Consider the following 21,027-nt stretch of genomic DNA (forward strand, 5'->3'; position numbering starts at 1 on the left):
CTCGTGGAATGTAGCGTAGCAATATGACGCAAAATCCTGTTGAACTTCCTGAAACTATGCACGCTGCCGTCGTGACTGATGCCGGCGGACCCGAGAATTTCGAGTGGCGTGAGACCTCGGTGCCAACACCGCGGTCAGGCCAAGTATTGATTGAGACCGCTGCCACCGGTTTGAACTTCATTGAAACGTATCAACGTTCCGGTCTCTACGACGTCGAGTATCCGTTCATTCCCGGCAGCGAAGCCTCGGGAACCGTCGTGGCATTGGGTGATGGCGTGGAAAACATTGCGGTCGGCGACCGCGTAGCGACCGCCTCTGCCACCGCAACGTATGCTGAATTCTTTGTGGCACCAGCGAATAAGCTGTTATCGGTCCCCACTTCTATCGACCTGGTCGATGCCGCGGCCATCCCTCTGCAGGGCATGACCGCTCACTACCTCTGTCGTTCCACGTTTGAAGTGTCGGAAGGGCACAACGTTTTTCTGACCGCTGGTGCCGGTGGAGTCGGTCAACTGCTGACCCAGATGTGCAAACATTTGGGCGCCAACGTCTACACCGTGGTGTCGACTGACGCGAAGCGCAAGATCGCCTTAGAAGCAGGCGCAGATGATGTCTTTGACTATGATTCCTTTGGCGACAAGTTACAAGAAGTCACCGAAGGGGTGGGCGTAGATGTCGCCTTTGACGCCGTGGGGGCTGACACATTTGATACGTCATTGTCTTCGGTACGAGTCCGCGGTATGGCTATCCTGTTTGGTGCAGCTTCTGGCCCGGTTCCGCCCTTGGATCTACAACGCCTTAACGCGGAGGGCGCACTATTTACAACTCGCCCGAGTCTCGCGCACTACACGAGGACCGCTGACGAAATCTCCTGGCGAGCAGGAGAAATCTTCGGTTGGCTGGCGGAAGGTGCCCTGAAGCTTAGTGTGGACCAGCGCTTTGATCTTTCTAATGCCGCTGAGGCCCACCGTGCTTTGGAGTCTCGCGCGACCACTGGCAAGACCGTCCTCATTCCATAACGTCCCAAAATAAGGCGCTTAACGCATTGCACCCGTTGGATTTCATTCCAACGGGTGCAATTATTTCACAACGTGCTCCTAGAACATCGCCAGCACGGTGGTACCGACCAATCCGACGACCACTAGGAGCGCGACCAGTGTGGTGGCAAACTGCTTGCGGCGTCTTCGTGACCGGTCATAGTGGTTTTCCGGGACCGGGTTGTTGAGTTCCCAAGGTTGTGTCACCGTAATACTGCTCCGTGTTCTGCTTCTGCTGCGTCGATGGCAGCCAGGCGTGCTTCAGAGGCTTCATCTGCCGTCAAAGTACGATCGGCCGCGCGGAAGCGCAGATTGAATGCCAAGGATTTCTTATGGTCTGCAATGCCTGTTCCGGTATAGACGTCAAAGAGGCTGATGTCCTCCAACAGCTCCCCTGCTGCTGTACGCAGAGTATCTTGCACATCTGCGGCAACAACAGCTGCGTCTACCACCAGCGCGACATCCTGGTACGTGGCAGGATAACCGATGACCGGCGTGGCTTCAACGACGTCGGGCCCTGCGGCGATGAGCGCGTCCAGGTCAAGTTCCAATGCTGCGGTCCGTACCGGCAGGTCCCAAGCATCGATGAGCTTGGGTAGCAATTCACCCGCATGACCGATTACGTGTCCGGCAACGACGAACTCGGCATTGCGACCCGGATGGAAAGCCTGGTGCCTACCCTGGCGTACGGTCAGTTCGGCGCCGACGACATCAGCGATGTCTAACGCGGCAGCAATCGGGTCTTGCCAGTCATACATCCGTGGCGTGTGATCGGGCCCTGGATGAGAGTCATGGCCGGCGAAGACCGCTGCGATCCGGTGTGGTTGCTCTGGTATCCCGGCCTCGATATCGGCCAGAACATCATCGGTTGGTCGAGCCCCCAACGGTGGGATCTGGGATGAGCCAATCCGCTCACCCGGAAGAAATACCAGACCGGATTCGTAAAGGGCCACATCACGGAACCCTCGCGAGACGTTGCGGCGCAAAGTCTCTAACAGTCCCGGCAGGATAGTGGTGCGCAACCAGCCGAATTCGGATGACATTGGATTGGCCAGCTTGACCATACGTTGCGCTTGTCCTGCAGCCTCGTCAGCGGTGCCAAACGTCTTATTTTGTTCGGCCGTAACAAACGGATACGACAGGGTCTCGACAAGCCCAGCAGCGGCCAAAGCGTTGGACACTTGACGGCGTGTCCGTTGGCGTTTGGTCAAACCGCGGCCTGGAGGTGGCACCGGCAAAGTGGCTGGAATATGCGAATACCCCACCAAGCGAGCAACTTCCTCCACCAAATCTTCAGCAATCTCTAAATCGATCCGCCAGGATGGCGGGGTGACGTCGAAAATAGTGGTCCCGTCACTATCATCCCGTTGCTGGGTCACGTAGGCGCCCAGCTGCAGCAGCACCTGATTGATCTGCTCTTCGGTGTAGTTGTAGCCCACCACTTTGGACGGATAGTCAGCACGGAGACGAACCGGTTTGACTTCGGGAGCCTCACCGACGTCGGTCACGCCCGCATCAATGGTGCCCCCGGCCAGTTCCACCAGAAGTTCGGCTGCGCGCTGTGCTGCCTTATCGGCGACGTGCCAGTCCACACCTCGGGTGTTGCGCTTTGAGGCTTCGGACGGCAACCTGTGACGACGTTGGGTTCGTGAAATTGAAATCGGGTCAAAGTTTGCCGATTCAATCAGAATCGATGTGGTTGTGCCTCCAACTTCGGTGGCAAGCCCACCCATCACGCCGGCCATACCGATCGCTCCGGAGTCATCGGTGATGAGTAAATCTTCGGTGTGCAGTTTTCGCGTCTTGCCGTCGAGCGTCTCGATGGTTTCGTCTGCGGTTGCACGGCGCACCACGATAGGCCCGGTGAGTTCTTCTGCATCGTAAAAGTGCAGTGGTTGGCCCAGCTCCAGCATGACGTAGTTCGAGATGTCTACCGGTAAGCTCAATGGGCGGATGCCGGCCAAGCGTAGGCGCGAGACCATCCATCGCGGCGTCGGAGCTGTTGGATCTAGATTATCTACCTTGCGTGCCACAAACCGAGAAGCGCCAGGAGCCCCATGAATAGGTGCCTGGTCCTCGATTCGGACCGGCCACCCGTTTTCGTTTGGCTTGGCTATCTCGATAGCTTCGGCTGGATCTGTGAACTCTGTGCCGGTAGCCAGCCCGTATTCGCGGGCTACTCCGCGCATGGAAAGCACATAACCGCGGTCCGGAGTAACGTTGATCTCTGCTGCTTCATCATCGAGGTGCAACAGCTCCCGAACGTCAGTTCCTAACTCCGGATCGAGCCCCCAATCGGAGAGCACTACGATACCGTCGTGGCCCTCACCCAGGCCGAGTTCGGCTTCCGAAGCGATCATCCCGGCAGAGGTATGACCGTAGGTCTTTCGAACCGAAATCGAAAAGTTTCCAGGTAGGACTGCACCGGGCAGCGCAACAATGACTTTATCGCCGACTTCGAAGTTATGTGCCCCGCACACCACTCCTTGCACACCTGATGGTTCAATACCTTTGCCCTCAAGTTGCTGCGAGGCACCATCAGGAACAACTTGGACCTGTGTCCAGTTGATGGTCTTACCGTTGGAGTGTTCCTCGGGGGTTTTTTCTAACACTTTCCCCACCACGATGGGGCCGGTCAGGTCAAACCCGTGGACATCTTCTTCTTCTAGACCAACTGTGACCAGATCCGCCATCAGATCTTCGGCGGTGGCATCGGCTGGCAGTTGCGTGTACTCGCGCAACCAAGATAACGGGATACGCATGCTGGGACTATATCTCCATTCCAAATTGCGACGAGAAACGTACGTCGCCTTCTATCATGTCGTGCATATCGGTCACACCGTTGCGGAACATCAGCGTTCGTTCTACACCCATGCCAAACGCAAAACCAGAATATATATTCGGGTCAATGCCTGCAGCGCGCAATACTTGCGGGTGTACCATACCGCAGCCACCCCATTCGACCCATTGTGGGCCGCCTTTGGCATTCGGGTACCAGACGTCAAGTTCAGCCGAAGGTTCCGTGAACGGGAAGAAGTTGGGACGCAACCGAATGGCTGCGTCGGAACCAAACATGGAGGTCGCGAAGTATTCCAACGTGCCTCGTAGGTCGGCCATGGTCAGGCCTTTGTCAACGGCCAGACCTTCGAACTGATGGAATACCGGCGTGTGGGTGGCATCGAGTTCGTCGGTACGAAAGGTTTTACCCGGGACCAAAATATAGGTTGGCGCACCGCGCTCCAACATCGCACGGATTTGCACCGGCGAGGTGTGGGTCCGCAATAACAGATGAGAATCAGCCGGTTCTACAAAGAAGGTGTCCTGCATTTCTCTTGCTGGATGGTCGGGTTCAAAATTCAACGCGTCGAAGTTATACCATTCAGATTCCAGTTCTGGGCCTTCGGCGATTTCCCAGCCCATGCCGACAAAAATATCGGAGGCACGCTCTTGCAAGAGCTCCAGCGGATGGCGAGCGCCATGACGACGACGGCGCACAGCGGTGGTCACATCGACGGTTTCTTCCACGAGCATGCGAGCTTCGTATTCCGCTTGCAATTGCTCTTCTCGTGCGGTGAGCGCTTTATTGATCTTGCCGCGGGCTTGGCCCATCCGTTTGCCGGCACCGGCTTTTTCTGTCTTATCAAGTTTGCCGATCAACCGGTTCGCAAGTGTCAGTGGTGCATTATCACCGGTGTGGGCAATTCGTGCTGCTTTGAGCTCGTCCAGATCATTGGCTTGCTCAAACGCCTCGACGGCCGCTTCTACAGCCTCGTTAACAGCCGCATCATCGGCCGGTGAAACCTCCGGTAGGAAGTTTGAAGTATCGGTCATATGGGTACACGCCTTTAGTTCTTAAACCAAGTATTCACTCGTGGGGCCAAAGCAATGAGGTTTCGGCCCCATTTAGTCTAAGACGTGTAGTCAACAAGTCAGAAGTATTGCCGGTGTTCGTCACGCAAACCCATCCGCAAGCTGACTGCTGAAGGGTCATCTTGAAGTCGGTTGCGTCATCGGAGCACGATAATCATCGATGACCCCGCCCTGTTCTAGTAAGGACAGTGATGTTTCACGCATTTCTACTTTCCGCACTTTGCCAGTGACTGTTGTCGGAAAATCATCGACGACATGTACGTACCGAGGGATCTTATATTTTGCTAGCGACCCCTCGGAGAACTCCCTCAGTCCTTCGGCGGTCAGCTGTGGGGCGCCCTTGCGCAACTGCACCCATGCCATCAGTTCTTCACCGTAGCGTTCATCAGGAACCCCGATGACCTGGGCATCCAAAATGTCCGGGTGGGTGTAGAGGAACTCTTCGATCTCACGCGGGTAAATATTCTCACCACCGCGGATGACCATGTCCTTCATGCGTCCTGTCACCTGCACGTAGCCATTTTCATCCATCTCAGCGACGTCGCCGGTGCGCATCCAGCCATCCTCGCCAAGCGCTTCATCGGTTTTATCTTGCTGGTTCCAGTAGCCCTGCATCACAAGGTAGCCGCGGGTACACAACTCCCCGGGGGTATTGATCGGCTGGGTCTCACCGGTAGCCGGATCAACGATTTTAATTTCCGCGTGCGGGCTGGGCCGGCCAACGGTTGAGACACGAAGCTTAAGGTCGTCGTCGGGACGGGTTTGCATGGACACAGGTGATGTTTCTGTCATGCCGTAACAAATGGTGACTTCGTCCATGTTCATGGTGTCGATCACTTTTCGCATGACCTCGTCGGGACACGGCGAACCAGCCATAATCCCGGTTCGCAGGCTGGATAAGTCAAAATCCGCCAAGTTATCTAGCGCCAGTTCTGCGATAAACATTGTTGGCACCCCATAAAGCGAGGTGCACTGGTATTCTTCAACCGCAGCCAACGTCTGTTGGGCGTTAAAGCTTTGCGCCGGAAGCACCATCGCAGCACCGTGGGTGGTCGCCGCTAGGTTCCCCATGACCATACCGAAGCAGTGGTAGTACGGTACTGGAATACAAATACGGTCCTGGTCGGTATACCGGTTGATCTCACCAACAAAGAAACCATTATTGAGAATGTTGCGGTGTGACAGTGTCGCACCCTTCGGGAAACCTGTGGTGCCCGACGTGTATTGAATATTGATGGGATCAGTGTTGCTCAACGTAGCTTGGATCGCGTCCAGCGCCGCATCATCAGGTTCAACGTCAAAGACTTCGTCCCACGAGGCATCATTCATAATGATTACTCGATCTAGGGCGCCCAGCTCATCCTCGGCACGCTGGATCAATTGTGGATAATTAGAGGTCGGCACTGCCTCGGACGAAATAAGCGTGGTAATACCGGCTTGTTGCAATACGTAATTCAGCTCATGCTGGCGGTAGGCCGGATTGATGTTCACCATGATGGCGCCTATTTCCGCGGTTGCGTATTGGACCATGGTCCACTCCCAGCGGTTCAACGCCCAAATGCCAACGCGCTCTCCGGTGACGACACCAGCTCGGTGCAGGCCCGTTGCAAGACCGCGCACATCGCGATAAAACTGCTCATAACTCCATTGCCGGTCCGCGGCTGCATCGATAAGAGCGATGTTGTGTGGATATTTAGCCGCGGTTTTCGCGAGATTGATCGAAATCGTCTCCTCGATCAAGGCGACATCGGTTGGTCCTACAGCATAGGAATACGTCAGTTGTTCTGTCATAACCATTTTTTCCTCGGTGACTGATTGTTTCGATCATCAATCTAACAAACCGTGATGCGCGTCACCAGCTCGACTGGCCGGCATACTATTTTGGGGCAGCATAGATGGATTCCATGGCCATCTGCGGCAACATTCTTTTGAGATATGCCAGAAAGTTACCGGTCTGTTGACGCTTTGCCAACCCCCTGAAGGAGTGGCCCGTCGAGTTGATCAAACCAAACAACGCGTGCGCTCGAACGAGACGCTGCTCCGCGGTCTCCTCCGGATGAACATCCCCCATCGCACGAACCCATATGTCAATGTATTCACGCTGAGTGCGTCGAATTTCGCGCTGCTGCCGTTCCTCCACCACAGCCAGGTCACGATCTTGAACCCGAATAATATCGGGGGAGGTCAACGCAAAATCAGTCTGCAACTCAACCAACTGTTGCAATCGCTCGTAGGTGTCGGGATTGTACGTTTCAATTGCCCGACCCGATAGCAGCAAGTTATATCCGGCCTGCCCGATGAGCGCACCGAGCATATCCTGCTTGGATTCAAAGTGCCGGTAGATAGCCTGGCCAGTCACACCAACCTCGGCCCCGATCTCGTCAAGTGAGACAGAAGCGAATCCTCGATCAGAAAAGAGCCGCCCTGCTGATGCAAGAAGCTGCTCTCGGCGCTTTTCCTTCTCAAGTTGGCGCTGTGTTTTGGCTCCGCCACGGTCTGTGTTTATCTCAGTACTAGACAAATGCAATCTCCATCACTATTCTGAATTTCAGTTAGTCACCATAAACTGAAATATACACTGCATCCACTCTGTCAGGAGAATAATGCAACAGCTGATAACACAAGTTGATGCCAACTCCGAGCAATATCAAACAAACCTTACCCATCACAGCCAACTGCGCCAACAACTGCGCGATCGAATGGCTGAGGTTGCTAAAGGTGGCTCGGAACGTGCTCGTCAACGCCATATCGATCGGGGCCGGCTTCTCCCCCGCGAGCGCGTGCGCCGATTACTTGACCCAGGTTCGCCGTTCTTAGAGATTGGGTCGTTAGCAGCCTTTGGCATGTACGACGACGATGCACCGGGTGCTGGACTCATCGCAGGGATCGGTTTGGTCCAGGGCCGCTATGTCATGATCGTGTGCAACGATTCAACGGTCAAGGGCGGCACCTACTACCCGATGACGGTGAAGAAACACCTCCGCGCTCAAGAGGTCGCAATGGATAACCGTCTGCCGTGCTTATACCTGGTAGATTCTGGTGGCGCTTTCTTACCACGCCAGGATGAAGTCTTTCCTGATAGAGATCATTTCGGACGCATCTTTTACAACCAGTCACAAATGTCGTCACGTGGTATCCCACAAATCGCGGCGGTTCTAGGCTCCTCCACTGCTGGCGGTGCCTATGTTCCCGCGATGAGCGACGAATCAGTTATTGTCAGGAACCAAGGGACAATCTTCCTCGGCGGCCCCCCGCTCGTGAAAGCCGCTACCGGGGAGGTTGTTACCTCTGAAGAGCTCGGCGGCGCTGAAGTACACACTGGTACCTCCGGTGTGGCCGACCACATTGCAGAAAACGACGACCATGCTCTGCAGATCGTTCGCAACATCGTGGCCACCCTGCCAGAAACTCCTGAACGTATCTGGAACAAGTTCGAAGCGTTGGAACCCGCTCATGATCCGTCCGAGATCTGTGGAGTTGTTCCGACCGATCAACACACATCGTTTGACGTGCGCGAAATCATCTCACGCGTCATCGATGCAGACACGTTCCATGAGTTCAAAGAGAACTACGGCACAACACTGGTGACCGGTTTTGCTCGCATCGATGGACACCCAGTCGGTATCATCGCCAATAACGGCATCCTCTTCTCGGAGTCCTCGCTCAAAGGTGCACACTTTATCGAACTCGCCGATCAGCGGGGCATCCCGCTGTTGTTCTTGCAGAACATTTCCGGGTTTATGGTCGGTAAAGACTATGAGGCCGGTGGCATTGCAAAAAACGGCGCCAAGATGGTGACTGCTGTCTCCACCACTAGGGTTCCAAAAATCACGGTTGTCATTGGTGGTTCCTTCGGTGCCGGCAACTATTCCATGTGCGGGCGTGCCTACTCACCACGGTTCCTCTTTATGTGGCCGAATGCGCGGATCTCGGTGATGGGACCGGAACAGGCCGCTGGCGTTTTGGCCACTGTCAAACGCGATCAATATGATGCAGCCGGTGAAGACTGGTCGGTTGATGACGAAGCCGCGTTCAAGCAGCCAATTCTGGATCGATACAACGCTCAGGGCGACGCCTATTACTCGACCGCAAGACTTTGGGATGATGGCATCATCGATCCAGAAGACACTCGTCGTGTTGTGGCCATGGCTCTCGATGTTTGTGCCCGTGCCCCTATGGCTGACCCCCAATTTGGTCTATTCCGGATGTGATGAATTTGCAGCTATTTTCTAAAGTACTGATTGCGAACCGCGGCGAAATTGCCATTCGCATTGCGAAGACGCTCCATAACCTAGGTATCAGATCGGTAGCGGTCTATTCCAAGGCCGATCAGGATGCAGCACACGTGCGGTTTGCCCAACAGGCTGTGCTACTCGGTGAGACCTCAGCCGATTCGTATCTCAACCCCCAAGCCGTGGTGCAAGCCGCGGTGGACACCGGCGCCGAAGCGATTCACCCTGGCTACGGCTTCATATCCGAAAACGTGGAGTTAGCACGTGCCTGCAAACGAGCCGGCATCACATTTATCGGGCCCAATGAACATGCGCTTGAAGTTATGGGCGACAAGATTCGATCCAAAAATCACGTGGCCAAGGCCGGTGTGCCGATGGTAGACGGTGTCTCCGAGCCCGATCTTGGTGATACACAACTGATCGAAGCCACCAAAAATATGACGTTCCCGATGCTCATCAAGCCCTCAGCCGGTGGCGGCGGTAAGGGTATGCACGTGGTGGAATCGCACGGAGAGCTTGCTGGCCAGTTGGAGACCGCCCGCCGTGTTGCAAAAGCAGCCTTCGGCGACGATACCCTTCTGATTGAACAGCTCGTCCGAGCCCCGAGGCATATCGAAGTCCAGGTCTTGGCAGATACCCACGGCAATGTGATTCATCTAGGTGAACGAGAGTGCTCTTTGCAGCGTCGTCATCAAAAGATTATTGAAGAAGCACCCTCGGTACTCCTGACTGAAGAAACGCGAGCCCGCATGGGAGAAGCTGCCGTGGAAACGGCAAAATCTGTGAACTATGTTGGCGCCGGGACCGTAGAGTTTTTAGTGTCCGATACAGAACCAGACAAATTCTATTTCATGGAAATGAACACCCGGTTGCAGGTGGAACACCCCGTCACCGAGGAAACCACCGGTGTCGATCTCGTGGAAGAACAGATTCGTATTGCCGCTGGGGAGACGCTGTCGTTACATCAGGATGCGGTCGTATCGCAGGGCCACTCTATCGAAGCCCGCGTCTACGCGGAAACGCCGGCAGCGGGATTCATGCCATCCACTGGAACGGTGCTGCATCTTACCGAACCTACGGGTGATGGCGTCCGCGTCGACTCTGGGTTGCGAACCGGTTCCGAAATTGGTACCGAGTTTGACCCGATGGTGGCCAAGGTGATTGCGACCGGGAGCAATCGAGCACAGGCGCTGGCGCGATTAGATCAGGCGCTAGATGAGATGACCATTCTTGGGGTCAACACCAACCTCGAATACCTCCAGCACCTCATTCGGGATCCAGATGTCGCAACAGGCGATATGGATACAACACTGGTAGAACAGCGGCTCCCCGGAATGGTATTTGATTCTCCCACACCCCAACATGCCCAGATGGCAGCTCGCCTGGTGCATCACGGCACCAAGAGCCCCTCGCTGGCGTGGAACGACGACGGATTCAGACTAACCGGTGTTGTCGCCCCGACCTATACGGTCCATACTGTCGAGGAAGAACCCGAAGCATTCGAAGTGGCACTGTGTACAGAAGCCCAACTTCTACCCACCGATGTAGACCATGAGTTTGTGTATCACGACGAGTCTGGGACACAAACGGTAACGCTCATTTCAGAAGCTCCGAAGCCCGAAGGCACCCGCATTTGGGTGGCCTCCAACAACTTCACCGGTGTGATGAGCGTACTGGACCACAGAGCCCAAGTACTTCATAACCTGGCCAGCCTGGAAGCTGAAGAACGTGGCGTGGATCCCCAGGTCCGTGCACCGCTTCCCGGCACGGTGACCGCGGTCCATGTTCCTGACGGGAGTCACGTCACCGCCGGCCAAACGGTCGTAACTATTGAAGCGATGAAAATGGAACACCCGCTCAAGGCCCCGCTGGATGGCACCGTGACAATTCACGTCGCCGATGCCCAGCAAGTCAGATTAGATCAGAACATTTTAACTGTCACCGCAGACGATACCGAAGATGGCGAGTAGAGCCGGTTCGGCGAAAGAAGGTTTATCTATGTCAATCGATCACCTCCTGAATGAAGAGCAACTCGCCCTGGTTGAAGGGGTGCGCGAATTCACCCAAGACGTGGTGGCTCCAGTTTCTGCCAAACACGACCAAGAAAAGTCATTCCCCTACGATGTCATCTCCCAGATGGGCGAAATGGGACTGTTCGGGCTGCCTATTCCCGAAGAGTACGGAGGCCAAGGGGGCGACTACTTCACCCTGTGTCTAGCACTCGAAGAGTTGGCGAAAGTCGACCAATCGGTTGCAATCACCCTGGAAGCGGGCGTATCGCTGGGCATGATGCCCATCCTGAAGTTCGGCACGGAGGAACAGAAACAACAATGGCTGCCGGCGCTCGCCGAAGCAAAACAGCTCGCCGGATTCGGGCTAACCGAACCCGCAGCAGGTTCCGACGCCGGTGGCACACAAACCAAGGCCACACTCGAAAATGGGATCTGGACGATTAACGGCAACAAAGAGTTCATCACGAACTCGGGCACCGATATCACCTCGATGGTGACCGTCACCGCCGTGACCGGTCAGGATGAAATCTCAACGATTATAGTGCCAACAGACACACCCGGCTTTACCGCGGAACCTGCCTATGACAAGGTCGGTTGGAATGCATCGGATACACATCCACTGACCCTTCAGGATGTCCAGGTTCCGGAGGAAAACCTACTGGGCGAACGCGGGCGCGGCTTCGCAAACTTTATGGGCATTCTAGATGAAGGACGCGTAGCGATTGCTGCTCTTGCCACCGGTGCGGCTCAAGGTTGTGTTGACGAGTCCGTACAGTACGCCAAGACTCGAACCACCTTTGGGCGACCCATCGGAGAAAACCAGGGCGTCTCGTTCAAAATCGCACGGATGCAAGCTCGGGCATATGCTGCACGTTCGGCATATTATGCAGCAGCTATGAAGATAATTGCCGGCCAACCGTTCAAAACCGAGGCTTCGATTGCCAAGATGGTAGCTTCCGAAGCTGCCATGGATAATGCGCGTGACGCAACTCAGATTTTCGGCGGTTATGGATTCATGAATGAAACCCTCGTGGCCCGCCACTACCGGGATTCCAAGATCCTGGAAATCGGCGAAGGAACCACCGAAGTACAACTTATGCTCATCGCACGCTCATTGGGACTCTAGGAGCGTTATGACTGATTACCCAAAAATCATTCAGCAACGTGGCCTCTATTACGATGAAATTGAAATCGGGGCCACCTATCGGCACGCACCTGGGCGTACGGTGACCGAATCCGACAACGTCAGCTTTACAACTCTTACGATGAATACGCAGTCGTTGCATCTAGATGCACACTGGTCATCTCAACAGGAATTCGGCCAGCCGCTGGTTAATTCGATGTTCACGTTATCGACGATCGTTGGAGCATCTGTCGCCCAGCTCACCCAGGGCACCATCGTGGCGAACCTGGGATTTGAGAAGGTCAACTTTCCCAAACCGCTTTATCACGGTGACACGCTATATACCGAAACAGAAATTGTAGATAAACGCTTGTCGTCGTCCCGCCCAGGTCAAGGCATCATCACGTTCCGGCATATCGGTCGCAATCAGCACGGCGACATCGTGGCCGAGTGCATCCGCTCGACACTGTTGTGGGAGTCGCAGGCCAAGCATCGCGAGGCCACCGTATGAGTTCATTTAATATAGGCCCGGCGATACTCTTTGTCCCAGCGGACCGCCCCGAGCGCTATTCAAAGGCATATGAGCGTTCCGATGCCGTTATTATCGATCTCGAAGATGCTGTTGCTCCGAATGACCGGTCCAGTGCTCGAACCGCCCTGGCTGAACATTTAGCCCGCATGGACAAACCGACCACGGAAAGAACTATCGTCCGGGTCAATCCCGTGGCAGACCCAGATTTCTCCGAGGACGCGGGCCTCTTAACCAACACAGCTCTACGCTTTGTGATGGTCCCAAAAGTCGAAAGCATCGGCGATATCTCACAAGCTGCTTCGGCCCTGCCTGGCGTGAAGTTGATTGCGCTGTGCGAATCAGCGTCGGGAGTTATCGAGGCTCCGCAGATTGCCAAGCATCCATCGGTTGCTGCACTGATGTGGGGAGCCGAGGACCTCATGGTATCCACCGGCGGATCAGCTTCGCGCTTTGCAGACGGTACGTATCGTGATGTGCCACGTTTTGCCCGAGCACAGGTGCTATTAGCTGCTGCTGCAGCGGGTAAGGCCAGCATCGATACAATTCATACGGACCTCTCCCCCACGGATCAGTTCATCGCAGAGGCGGAGGACGCCGTGGCGACCGGTTGGACAGCAAAGGCTTGTATTCATCCGGCACAGGTCCAAGTAATTCGTGACGCCTATACGCCCACCGAGGCGGAAAGCGAATATGCCCACGCACTGCTAGCGGAAGTTAAACGGCAACGAGGAGTGTTCCAATTCCGCGGAACAATGGTTGACGGCCCTCTCATCGCGCACGCTCAGAACGTGGTGAACCGCGCGGAGAAGCTTAAAGCTCAGTTACCTGGAGAGTAACAACCCACTTCGGTGGTTGGCCGCTCATTTTGTGAGCCAGCCACCATTGTGGTGGCATCCTAAACTGTGGTCGTGTGACCAGCTACTTTGGCTAGGATGGCATCAACAATCGGACGATCGGCCGGAATCCAGTCCAGCGCATGCATGTCGTCAGCATTCAGAGCTGTCCATTCCAGCTTATCGTGCTCAACCAGCGGCAACGGTTCACCCGAAGTCACAACAGCTGTAAAAACATGTAGGCGCATGCCATTGTCCAGGGGCCACCCAGTTTCATCTGGAGCTTGGATCAATTCCAGGATCTCTACATCGACACCGAGTTCCTCTTGGATCTCACGGAGGAGTCCACCCGTATGAGATTCACCCGCTTCAACCTTGCCACCCGGAAACTCCCAGTATCCGGCCAAGGATTTGGGCGCTTTTCGTCGAGCCGCCAGCATTTTGGTCGGCTGAGAAGCGTGGTCAAAAATAGCGGCACCCACGACCACGGAGTTGGACAAGGTATTATTCATGGCTTCTAGCTTATCGCGAAGCTCGAGATCCCCAGCAGAAGTTGATCCCGGTTCACGAAGAGCATGTCGCTCGGCGGCACAAACACCGGACCGCAGATGTATTTCAGATTTGAAATACTTTTCATTGAGGGTTACACTTTAGGTAGTTCAGAATTGAAATACTTTATAAGGGGAAATCTTATGCAGTTTGGTATTTTCACCATCGGTGATGTCACACCTGATCCACACACTGGAAAAGCTCCATCTGAGAACCAGCGTATAAAGGATACGGTCAAGATTGCAAAGCATGCTGAACAAGCAGGCTTCGAGGTCTTTGCAACCGGCCAGCACCACAACCCGCCATTTGTTGCACCTGGCAACCCGCCGGTCCTGCTGTCATACCTTGCGGCACAGACCGAGAATCTTATCCTATCCACATCAACCACGTTGATCACCACCATGGATCCTGTTCGTCTGGCAGAAGACTATGCCTATCTGCAGCACTTATCCGATGGTCGCATGGATCTGGCCATGGGTCGCGGCAATACCGGGCCGGTCTATCCATGGTTTGGCAAAGACATTCGCCAGGGCATTCCGCTGGCCGTCGAAAACTACAATCTCTTGTACCGTCTATGGCGTGAAGCCGAGGTCGATTGGGAAGGGCGCTTCCGCACGCCCCTGCAGCAGTTCACCTCTACTCCGCGCCCACTTGATGATGTGCCACCATTCGTTTGGCACGGCTCTATTCGCTCGCCAGAAATTGCAGAACAGGCAGCTTACTACGGTGACGGTTTCTTCCATAACAATATTTTCTGGAACAAGGAACACGTTGTCCAGATGGTCCAGCTGTACCGTCAACGCTACGAGTACTACGGTCATGGCAAAGCCCACCAGGCATACGTGGCCCTAGGCGGTCAGACCTTCATGCGCGAGAAGTCCCAGGATGCCTGGAACGAATTCCGCCCATACTTCGACAACGCCCCGGTCTACGGTCACGGCCCGTCAATGGAAGATTTCACAAAGATGACTCCTCTGACAGTCGGTTCGCCGGAGCAGGTCATTGAACGTACCTTGGAATTCCGTCAGTGGGTAGGAGATTACCAACGTCAGATGTTCCTTATCGACCACGCTGGTCTTCCGACCAAAGACGTCTTAGAACAGATCGACTTGTTCGGGGAGAAAGTTCTGCCGGCTTTGCGCAAAGAATTTGCAAAGGGTCGTCCAGACGACGTGCCGTCAGCTCCAACCCACGAGTTCCTCAAGGAACGCCAGGCGGCCGGTAATGCTCCAGTCGCAGGTGGTGGCGTAGGGTCTAAAGCTTACGAAGAGCGTCAAAAAGCTCAAGAGGATAAAGCTGAATAAGGCCTTGTCGCAGCCGAGTATGGTAGCTTATCGGGAAATACACAAGGATTGATATGGAAGCATCATTTGAATCAACAGATCCGTTTACCCCGGACACCCTACACATAGCCGTCGTCGCGGCCGGTCTCAGCGACCCGAGTTCGACTTCCCTGCTAGGCAAACAGCTGGCCGACGCCACCGCTGATGCACTGTCACAACGCGGGTACCGACCGGAGATGCACCAATTTGAACTTCGCGAAGTCGCAACAGACATCGCTGATTCTCTGGTGACATCAAGCCGCTCTGAGCGGTTGGACGAAATCATCAAAGAGGTCGAACAAGCCGATGGTATTATTGCCGTCTCCCCGGTCTTCAAAGCCTCTTATTCAGGTCTCTTCAAATCGTTCTGGGATCTGGTGGACAATGACGCACTCACGGGCGTCCCAATCCAATTGGGGGCAACCGGCGGCAGCCCCCGTCATTCATTAGTGATCGATACTGCGATGCGCCCGCTATTTTCGTATCTACGAATGCGTGTTATGCCCACCGGCGTGTACGCTGCCACTGAAGACTGGGGTACGGCCAAAACTGACTCGAATTCCAATGAGGCATATTTGAGTCGTCGAATAGTCCGCGCCGGAGATGATCTTACCGATGTCGTCACTCGTTTAGATCCGCGCCCACGCCGTGCACCATCACAGCCTAAAGAACTGGAAGTGATTCCCTTTGAACAACTCCTCAACGGACCTGACAAGTGATCAGCTGCGACAGCCCCTTGGCCCAGCATTTCGTGTCTATTTTGAGACCACTGCACGTCTTCTCGACAATTTAGAGAAACGACTGAAACAGCAAATGGGCCTTACCTTGAGTGAATACAACATGCTGTTGCTACTCTCAGAGGCTCCTGAAGGTCGTATGCGCATGGGGCAACTTGCCGATGCAATCGTTTTTTCCCCATCGCGTTTGACCTACCAAGTAAAAGTGCTGTCTGAGCGTGGCCTCGTTAAACGGGTGAAGTGCCCCGAGGACGGTCGTGCATGGGAAGCAGAGCTCACGACCGAAGGCAGAACTATGTTTCGGCGCGCCTCAGTTATTCATGCAAAAGGAGTCAAAAACCTTTTCACCAACGCGGTGACCGACGAACAGCTAACAATGATTCACCGGATCTTTGCTCAGGTCGCGCAAAATCTCGATCAGGTACACGATGACTAATTAGCCAGTGGAGCCGAGCATGATTTCTACTGTATCGGCCCGCTGCGCTAGCAGCTCCTGATCTGCAATAAGCGTTTGCAGTGTCGACAGCATCAACTTATTGCCGATGGTGTCCGATGGATCATTCGGCGTGGCGACCAGCGCAAGCTCTGGTCCCGCTCCCCCACCAGCAACTACAGTGCCGTCAGTAGTCTGCGTTGCGACTCCTCGGCCTGGTGCCATGGCAAGCTGGGCTAGGCCCGGTATGAGGTCGGTCAATTCGGAAAGTTCTTGTGCAATTTGGACATCCTCATATGCGGGTGTCCATTGTTGTTGTTGGGCCAGGGCATATACAGCGGGACGGCGAACCACGTAGGTCAGCGTAGCGTCGGGGTCCACGACAACTAGTTCGTTTCCTTCGTCCACGGCGCTCAAGCAGGCTCGAGGCATCCACACAGCGACGGGCCTGGCTTCCTTATACCAAGCCGTCAGTTTCGGGATCGAGGTAAAGACCGGTAATGCACCGCGACCATCAGCTGATGTCAGCGACACCAATGCCACATCCGACTCTTTGTCTGACTCCACTGTGTGTTCGTGCCCGTTGTGGTTTACGTGGGTGTGGTGGCTGGTTTCAGCGACGGTTGGGACAACAGCAGCAAAGACCCGAATCTTCTCCAAGACTTTGAACACGTCTTTTTCATCCGCGTTTCCGTCGATCAGATCTTGGCTGACTTTGGTCCAGGCGTCATCCGCTAGGCCATCATCGGTGTCGAATGCATGGAGTGGATTGGTTGATCCGTCTATGCCCGGACCAGAGAGGTCTCGTCCCTCCCACGTTGCACCTGCTGAATCAGCGGGGCGGCCAAAGGCATCTCGATTTTGGCGCGCCAAATTTCGATCTATGGCTGCTTGAATATGGCCTGGCAGTTGAGGTTTATCACGCATTGTCGGTTAGACGTCTTTCACTGCGCTACCGTTTGCGACCTGTAGGGCCTGGTGCAGCGTGAATTGGCCAGCATATAGTGCTTTGCCGATAATGGCGCCTTCGATGCCGCGATCAACCATGCCGGTAAGTTTGGCAATATCGTCCAGAGTCGAGATCCCGCCAGAGGCAATCACAGGTTTTCCCGTTTTTTCGGCGATCTCGACAAGCAGGTCAGTATTTGGGCCGGTCAGGGTACCGTCTTTTGTGATGTCCGTGACGACATAACGTGCACAGCCAGCTTCTTCGAGCTGTTCGAGCACGTCCCAGATGTTGCCACCTTCTTCGACCCAACCGCGGGTCGCAAGCTTCTCGCCACGCACGTCGAGGCCTACAGCAATCTTGTCACCATATTTTTCGATCACTTGCGCGGTCCATGCCGGGTTTTCCAGGGCAGCAGTGCCAAGGTTGACGCGTGTGGCACCCATTTCGAGTGCTTCATCTAAGGAAGCGTCATCGCGCAAACCGCCTGATAATTCAATTTTGATGCCGAGTTCACTCGTGATGCGACGGATGATTTCTCGATTATGACCGTGCCCGAACGCAGCGTCCAGGTCAACCAGGTGGAGCCATTCGGCACCCGCCTGTTGCCAACCAATTGCCGCTTCAAATGGGTCCCCGTAGTTAGTTGCGGTACCGTAAGCACCCTGAACGAGACGCACGGCTTGGCCGTCCTGAACATCGACGGCGGGTAAAAGTTCTAGTGGTGTGGACATTTTTCTCCGTTGTTAGTCAGCCCATGGGATGGTAAAGAATGCCGCAATAATTGCAAGGGCGGCGAGGATGATAGCGGCAATGCGGACCCAAATCGGCGCTTTTTGTCTGTGCAGTGACCAGGCGCCACCCATCAAGATTCCGCCTAGTGCCAGTAGCAGTGTCGACCACCAAGGCATTTATAGTGTTCCTAACCAATTTTTTAACAGTTGTATACCGGCGTGGCCGGAAAGTTCTGGATGAAATTGCACACCAGTCAACGGTCCGTTTTCTACAGCAGCAATAAATTCTCCGCCGTGGTTAGACCACGAAACTTGTGGTGGCTCCATGACTTCCATACCTTGGTCAAAGTTCCATTCCAGCACCGCATACGAATGGGCGAAGTAGAAGCGTTCGTCATGCAGACCTGCGAATAGGGTGCTGTTTTCGGCAGGTCGTATGGTGCGCCACCCCAGGTGTGGAACGGTTTCCGCTCTGAGTTTTTCAACGGTACCTGGCCATTCGCCCAGGCCTTCATGGTTTCCAAATTCGGTCGAATCGTCAAAGAGGACTTGGTGCCCCACACATATCCCAAGCACTGGACGGCCGCCCGATACGCGCTGCCCGACCCAGCGTGAAATGCTAAGTTTGTCCATGGCTTGTTTGCATGCAGAAAACGCTCCGTTACCCGGTAACACCATTCCGTCAGCTGCTACGAGGTCAGCGCCACGAGATGTGATCACTACGTTGGCACCGATATAGGTGAAGGCATTAGCCAGTGATCCCAGGTTGCCTATGCCGTAGTCGGCAATTGCAATAGTTAATTCCTTGCTGGACACTAGAGCGCACCCTTAGTGGAAGGAATCCCATCAACTCTTGGGTCCTGCTCAATGGCTTGACGGAGCGCACGCGCGAATGCTTTGAACTGCACTTCAACAATGTGGTGGGGATCCCTGCCGCGCAGCAAATCGATGTGCACGTTGATGGCAGCGTGATGGCTGAAGGATTCGAAAACGTGACGAGTCATGGCACCGGTGAAGTGCCCCCCGATCAGGTGGTAGACCTGAGCCTCCGATTCTCCCTCATGCAGGAAATATGGTCGGCCGGAGAGGTCGACTACTGCGCGTGCTAGAGCTTCGTCCATTGGTATAGTGGCTTCCCCATAGCGACGAATGCCACGCTTATCGCCCAGGGCAACTTTGAATACCTCGCCCAATGTGATCGCGGTGTCTTCGACCGTATGGTGTACATCAATATGAGTATCACCTGTTGCTTGAACGGTGAGGTCCATGAGCGAGTGACGGCTCAGAGCATCCAGCATGTGGTCAAAAAACGGTACGCCGGTCGAAATATCGGAGATACCGGTACCATCAAGGTCAAGTTCAACGTAGACGTCCGACTCGGAAGTCGTACGTCTCATCGACGCTTTTCGGCCCGAGATCAATTCAGCTGCCATAGAGGTCAGGAAACTCCTTATTAGGCGGATTTGGGTGCGACAATTCATTGTAATCGCCGCCGTATATTTTCAGGCCATTCTAGGCGCTGATTACCTCGCGAAGCGCAACAAGGAACGCGGTGGTTTCTTCAGCGGTCCCTGCTGTTACACGCAGATGGTGTGGTATACCCACATCCCTGATCAAAACACCTCGGTCTAGCAGTCCTTGCCATACCGCGTGCGCGTCTTCGAACCAGCCAAAGAATACGAAGTTCGAATCGGAAACGGCGGGTTTCAGACCCATCTCTTGTAGTTCACTCACGATCCGATCGCGCTGAGCTTTGATTTCGTCAACCGTTGCCAATAACACATCCACGTGCTCAAGGGCTGCGTTCGCTGCAGCCTGAGTGATCGACGACAGGTGGTATGGCAGACGCACCAGACGCAATGCGTCGGTGACTTGTGAGGATGTTGCTAAATATCCGAGACGGGCCCCTGCTAGAGCAAATGCTTTTGACATGGTGCGTGAAACAATCAGACGCTCACGACTGTCAAGCAACGTTAAAGCTGATTCTGTACCCGAAAGTGAGAATTCCTCGTAGGCCTCGTCTACAACGACGATGGCGTTGAACTGCTCGCCTGCTTGATAGACCGCTTCAACGACATCGAGTCCCAGTGCCGTCCCAGTGGGATTGTTGGGTGAGCATAAAAATACGATGTCTGGCGCAGTGTCTCGCACCTGGCGTGCGGCTTCTTCTGGTGTCAGTGTAAAATCATCAGCTCGCACACCGCTGATGTATTCGGTGTTTGTTCCGGAGGCAAGCAATGGATACATGGAGTAGGTCGGCGGAAAACTGAGCACTGTCCGGCCCGGGCCGCCGAACGCCTGCAGGACCTGCTGTAGCACTTCGTTGGAGCCATTGGCCGCCCAAACGTTATTTTCGGTGAGGCCGTGTCCCAAATAGGCCGCCAAACGCTGCCGAAGTTCAGTAAATTCTCGATCGGGGTAGCGATTCAGCGAAGATGCTGCGGAATGCACCGCCTTGCCAATTGCGTCGACAACGCGTTGAGGCACCGGATGCGTATTCTCATTCGTGTTCAAAAGGTGCGTTACTTCAAGCTGTGGGGCACCATAGGGAGATTGCCCACGCAAGTTGTCACGAAGTGGCAGCGCTTCTAGGGCAGCTGTTTTGGCTTGTTCTTGCTGATTAGTCACGGCAACAGCTTAGCTGGGACTTCACGGATGCAGTGCTGA

At 54.8% G+C, this 21,027-nt stretch carries 21 protein-coding genes; 9 read left to right on the forward strand and 12 right to left on the reverse strand.

From position 1 onward, the window contains the following. The first annotated feature begins 23 nt into the window (after nt 1-23). A complete protein-coding gene (locus L0H14_RS00540) occupies nt 24-1,019 on the forward strand; it encodes a quinone oxidoreductase (RefSeq protein ID WP_301421298.1) in 996 nt (331 codons plus the stop codon). Between the two features lie 78 nt (nt 1,020-1,097). Here L0H14_RS00540 and L0H14_RS00545 read toward each other — a convergent pair whose 3' ends face one another. The 5 genes from L0H14_RS00545 to L0H14_RS00565 all read right to left on the reverse strand — a co-directional run bounded on the left by L0H14_RS00545 (nt 1,098) and on the right by L0H14_RS00565 (nt 7,428). After that, a complete protein-coding gene (locus L0H14_RS00545; protein ID WP_301421299.1) occupies nt 1,098-1,244 on the reverse strand; it encodes a hypothetical protein in 147 nt (48 codons plus the stop codon). Further along, on the reverse strand, nt 1,241-3,799 hold the full coding sequence (gene pheT / locus L0H14_RS00550; protein WP_301421301.1) for a phenylalanine--tRNA ligase subunit beta: 2,559 nt from the start codon (nt 3,797-3,799) through the stop codon (nt 1,241-1,243). Before pheT ends, L0H14_RS00545 begins: the two co-directional genes overlap by 4 nt. A 7-nt stretch (nt 3,800-3,806) precedes the next feature. Next, complete coding sequence (gene pheS, locus L0H14_RS00555) at nt 3,807-4,868, reverse strand: phenylalanine--tRNA ligase subunit alpha (protein ID WP_301421302.1); 1,062 nt, start codon at nt 4,866-4,868, stop codon at nt 3,807-3,809. Between the two features lie 156 nt (nt 4,869-5,024). Further along, nucleotides 5,025-6,698, reverse strand: coding sequence for an AMP-binding protein (locus tag L0H14_RS00560; RefSeq protein WP_301415972.1), 1,674 nt, complete (start codon nt 6,696-6,698; stop codon nt 5,025-5,027). Between the two features lie 85 nt (nt 6,699-6,783). Next, complete coding sequence (locus tag L0H14_RS00565; protein WP_301421304.1) at nt 6,784-7,428, reverse strand: TetR/AcrR family transcriptional regulator; 645 nt, start codon at nt 7,426-7,428, stop codon at nt 6,784-6,786. Nucleotides 7,429-7,510: 82 nt separating this feature from the next. Between L0H14_RS00565 and L0H14_RS00570 the strand changes: the two genes are divergently transcribed. From L0H14_RS00570 to L0H14_RS00590, 5 genes are read left to right on the forward strand one after another with little or no spacing between them, the layout of a single operon-like run. Further along, complete coding sequence (locus tag L0H14_RS00570) at nt 7,511-9,118, forward strand: carboxyl transferase domain-containing protein (RefSeq protein WP_301415967.1); 1,608 nt, start codon at nt 7,511-7,513, stop codon at nt 9,116-9,118. Continuing rightward, entirely contained in the window at nt 9,118-11,109 is a 1,992-nt protein-coding gene (locus L0H14_RS00575) for a biotin carboxylase N-terminal domain-containing protein (RefSeq protein ID WP_301416016.1), read from the forward strand. The genes L0H14_RS00570 and L0H14_RS00575 overlap by 1 nt, the downstream gene beginning before the upstream one ends. A 28-nt stretch (nt 11,110-11,137) precedes the next feature. After that, on the forward strand, nt 11,138-12,277 hold the full coding sequence (locus L0H14_RS00580) for an acyl-CoA dehydrogenase family protein (protein WP_301415965.1): 1,140 nt from the start codon (nt 11,138-11,140) through the stop codon (nt 12,275-12,277). Nucleotides 12,278-12,284: 7 nt separating this feature from the next. Next, nucleotides 12,285-12,785 carry a MaoC family dehydratase gene (locus tag L0H14_RS00585; RefSeq protein ID WP_301415963.1) on the forward strand — a complete coding sequence of 167 codons (501 nt, stop codon included), beginning with the start codon at nt 12,285-12,287 and terminating at the stop codon, nt 12,783-12,785. Next, entirely contained in the window at nt 12,782-13,642 is an 861-nt protein-coding gene (locus tag L0H14_RS00590; protein WP_301415961.1) for a CoA ester lyase, read from the forward strand. Before L0H14_RS00585 ends, L0H14_RS00590 begins: the two co-directional genes overlap by 4 nt. 59 nt (nt 13,643-13,701) lie before the next feature. Here the strand turns inward: L0H14_RS00590 and L0H14_RS00595 are convergent, their stop codons facing one another. Further along, nucleotides 13,702-14,151, reverse strand: coding sequence for a (deoxy)nucleoside triphosphate pyrophosphohydrolase (locus tag L0H14_RS00595; protein ID WP_301415959.1), 450 nt, complete (start codon nt 14,149-14,151; stop codon nt 13,702-13,704). 180 nt (nt 14,152-14,331) lie between these two features. On the opposite strand from L0H14_RS00595, the gene L0H14_RS00600 reads away from it, so the two are divergent. From L0H14_RS00600 to L0H14_RS00610, 3 genes are all read left to right on the forward strand, one after another. Next, nucleotides 14,332-15,492 carry an LLM class flavin-dependent oxidoreductase gene (locus L0H14_RS00600; RefSeq protein WP_301415958.1) on the forward strand — a complete coding sequence of 387 codons (1,161 nt, stop codon included), beginning with the start codon at nt 14,332-14,334 and terminating at the stop codon, nt 15,490-15,492. A 53-nt stretch (nt 15,493-15,545) separates the two neighbouring features. Further along, on the forward strand, nt 15,546-16,229 hold the full coding sequence (locus L0H14_RS00605; protein ID WP_301415956.1) for an FMN reductase: 684 nt from the start codon (nt 15,546-15,548) through the stop codon (nt 16,227-16,229). 106 nt (nt 16,230-16,335) lie between these two features. Next, a complete protein-coding gene (locus tag L0H14_RS00610; RefSeq protein ID WP_301415954.1) occupies nt 16,336-16,683 on the forward strand; it encodes a MarR family winged helix-turn-helix transcriptional regulator in 348 nt (115 codons plus the stop codon). Here L0H14_RS00610 and L0H14_RS00615 read toward each other — a convergent pair whose 3' ends face one another. From L0H14_RS00615 to L0H14_RS00640, 6 genes are all read right to left on the reverse strand, one after another. Then, a complete protein-coding gene (locus L0H14_RS00615) occupies nt 16,684-17,607 on the reverse strand; it encodes an SseB family protein (RefSeq protein WP_301421306.1) in 924 nt (307 codons plus the stop codon). Nucleotides 17,608-17,613: 6 nt separating this feature from the next. Continuing rightward, the gene (priA, locus tag L0H14_RS00620) at nt 17,614-18,360 is read right to left on the reverse strand and encodes a bifunctional 1-(5-phosphoribosyl)-5-((5-phosphoribosylamino)methylideneamino)imidazole-4-carboxamide isomerase/phosphoribosylanthranilate isomerase PriA (protein ID WP_301415950.1); all 747 of its coding nucleotides are present in this window, start codon (nt 18,358-18,360) and stop codon (nt 17,614-17,616) included. Between the two features lie 12 nt (nt 18,361-18,372). Continuing rightward, complete coding sequence (locus tag L0H14_RS00625) at nt 18,373-18,537, reverse strand: hypothetical protein (RefSeq protein ID WP_301415948.1); 165 nt, start codon at nt 18,535-18,537, stop codon at nt 18,373-18,375. After that, nucleotides 18,538-19,176: an imidazole glycerol phosphate synthase subunit HisH gene (gene hisH / locus L0H14_RS00630; protein WP_301415946.1), complete on the reverse strand. Its 639-nt coding sequence runs from the start codon at nt 19,174-19,176 to the stop codon at nt 18,538-18,540. Further along, the gene (hisB, locus tag L0H14_RS00635; RefSeq protein WP_301415944.1) at nt 19,176-19,793 is read right to left on the reverse strand and encodes an imidazoleglycerol-phosphate dehydratase HisB; all 618 of its coding nucleotides are present in this window, start codon (nt 19,791-19,793) and stop codon (nt 19,176-19,178) included. The genes hisH and hisB overlap by 1 nt, the downstream gene beginning before the upstream one ends. A gap of 79 nt (nt 19,794-19,872) precedes the next feature. Next, nucleotides 19,873-20,988 carry a histidinol-phosphate transaminase gene (locus tag L0H14_RS00640; RefSeq protein ID WP_301415942.1) on the reverse strand — a complete coding sequence of 372 codons (1,116 nt, stop codon included), beginning with the start codon at nt 20,986-20,988 and terminating at the stop codon, nt 19,873-19,875. Between the last annotated feature and the right edge of the window lie 39 nt (nt 20,989-21,027).

Source organism: Yaniella sp., from assembly GCF_030453185.1.
Taxonomy (GTDB): domain Bacteria; phylum Actinomycetota; class Actinomycetes; order Actinomycetales; family Micrococcaceae; genus Yaniella.

Coding starts and splice junctions, on each gene's coding strand:
- L0H14_RS00570 (WP_301415967.1), top strand. CDS start 7,511: ATGCAACAGCTGATAACACAAGTTGATGCCAACTCCGAGCAATATCAA.
- L0H14_RS00585 (WP_301415963.1), top strand. CDS start 12,285: ATGACTGATTACCCAAAAATCATTCAGCAACGTGGCCTCTATTACGAT.
- L0H14_RS00590 (WP_301415961.1), top strand. CDS start 12,782: ATGAGTTCATTTAATATAGGCCCGGCGATACTCTTTGTCCCAGCGGAC.
- L0H14_RS00615 (WP_301421306.1), bottom strand. CDS start 17,607: ATGCGTGATAAACCTCAACTGCCAGGCCATATTCAAGCAGCCATAGAT.
- L0H14_RS00605 (WP_301415956.1), top strand. CDS start 15,546: ATGGAAGCATCATTTGAATCAACAGATCCGTTTACCCCGGACACCCTA.
- pheT (WP_301421301.1), bottom strand. CDS start 3,799: ATGCGTATCCCGTTATCTTGGTTGCGCGAGTACACGCAACTGCCAGCC.
- L0H14_RS00540 (WP_301421298.1), top strand. CDS start 24: ATGACGCAAAATCCTGTTGAACTTCCTGAAACTATGCACGCTGCCGTC.
- pheS (WP_301421302.1), bottom strand. CDS start 4,868: ATGACCGATACTTCAAACTTCCTACCGGAGGTTTCACCGGCCGATGAT.
- L0H14_RS00560 (WP_301415972.1), bottom strand. CDS start 6,698: ATGACAGAACAACTGACGTATTCCTATGCTGTAGGACCAACCGATGTC.
- L0H14_RS00580 (WP_301415965.1), top strand. CDS start 11,138: ATGTCAATCGATCACCTCCTGAATGAAGAGCAACTCGCCCTGGTTGAA.
- priA (WP_301415950.1), bottom strand. CDS start 18,360: ATGTCCACACCACTAGAACTTTTACCCGCCGTCGATGTTCAGGACGGC.
- L0H14_RS00600 (WP_301415958.1), top strand. CDS start 14,332: ATGCAGTTTGGTATTTTCACCATCGGTGATGTCACACCTGATCCACAC.
- hisB (WP_301415944.1), bottom strand. CDS start 19,793: ATGGCAGCTGAATTGATCTCGGGCCGAAAAGCGTCGATGAGACGTACG.
- L0H14_RS00595 (WP_301415959.1), bottom strand. CDS start 14,151: ATGAATAATACCTTGTCCAACTCCGTGGTCGTGGGTGCCGCTATTTTT.
- L0H14_RS00625 (WP_301415948.1), bottom strand. CDS start 18,537: ATGCCTTGGTGGTCGACACTGCTACTGGCACTAGGCGGAATCTTGATG.
- L0H14_RS00575 (WP_301416016.1), top strand. CDS start 9,118: ATGAATTTGCAGCTATTTTCTAAAGTACTGATTGCGAACCGCGGCGAA.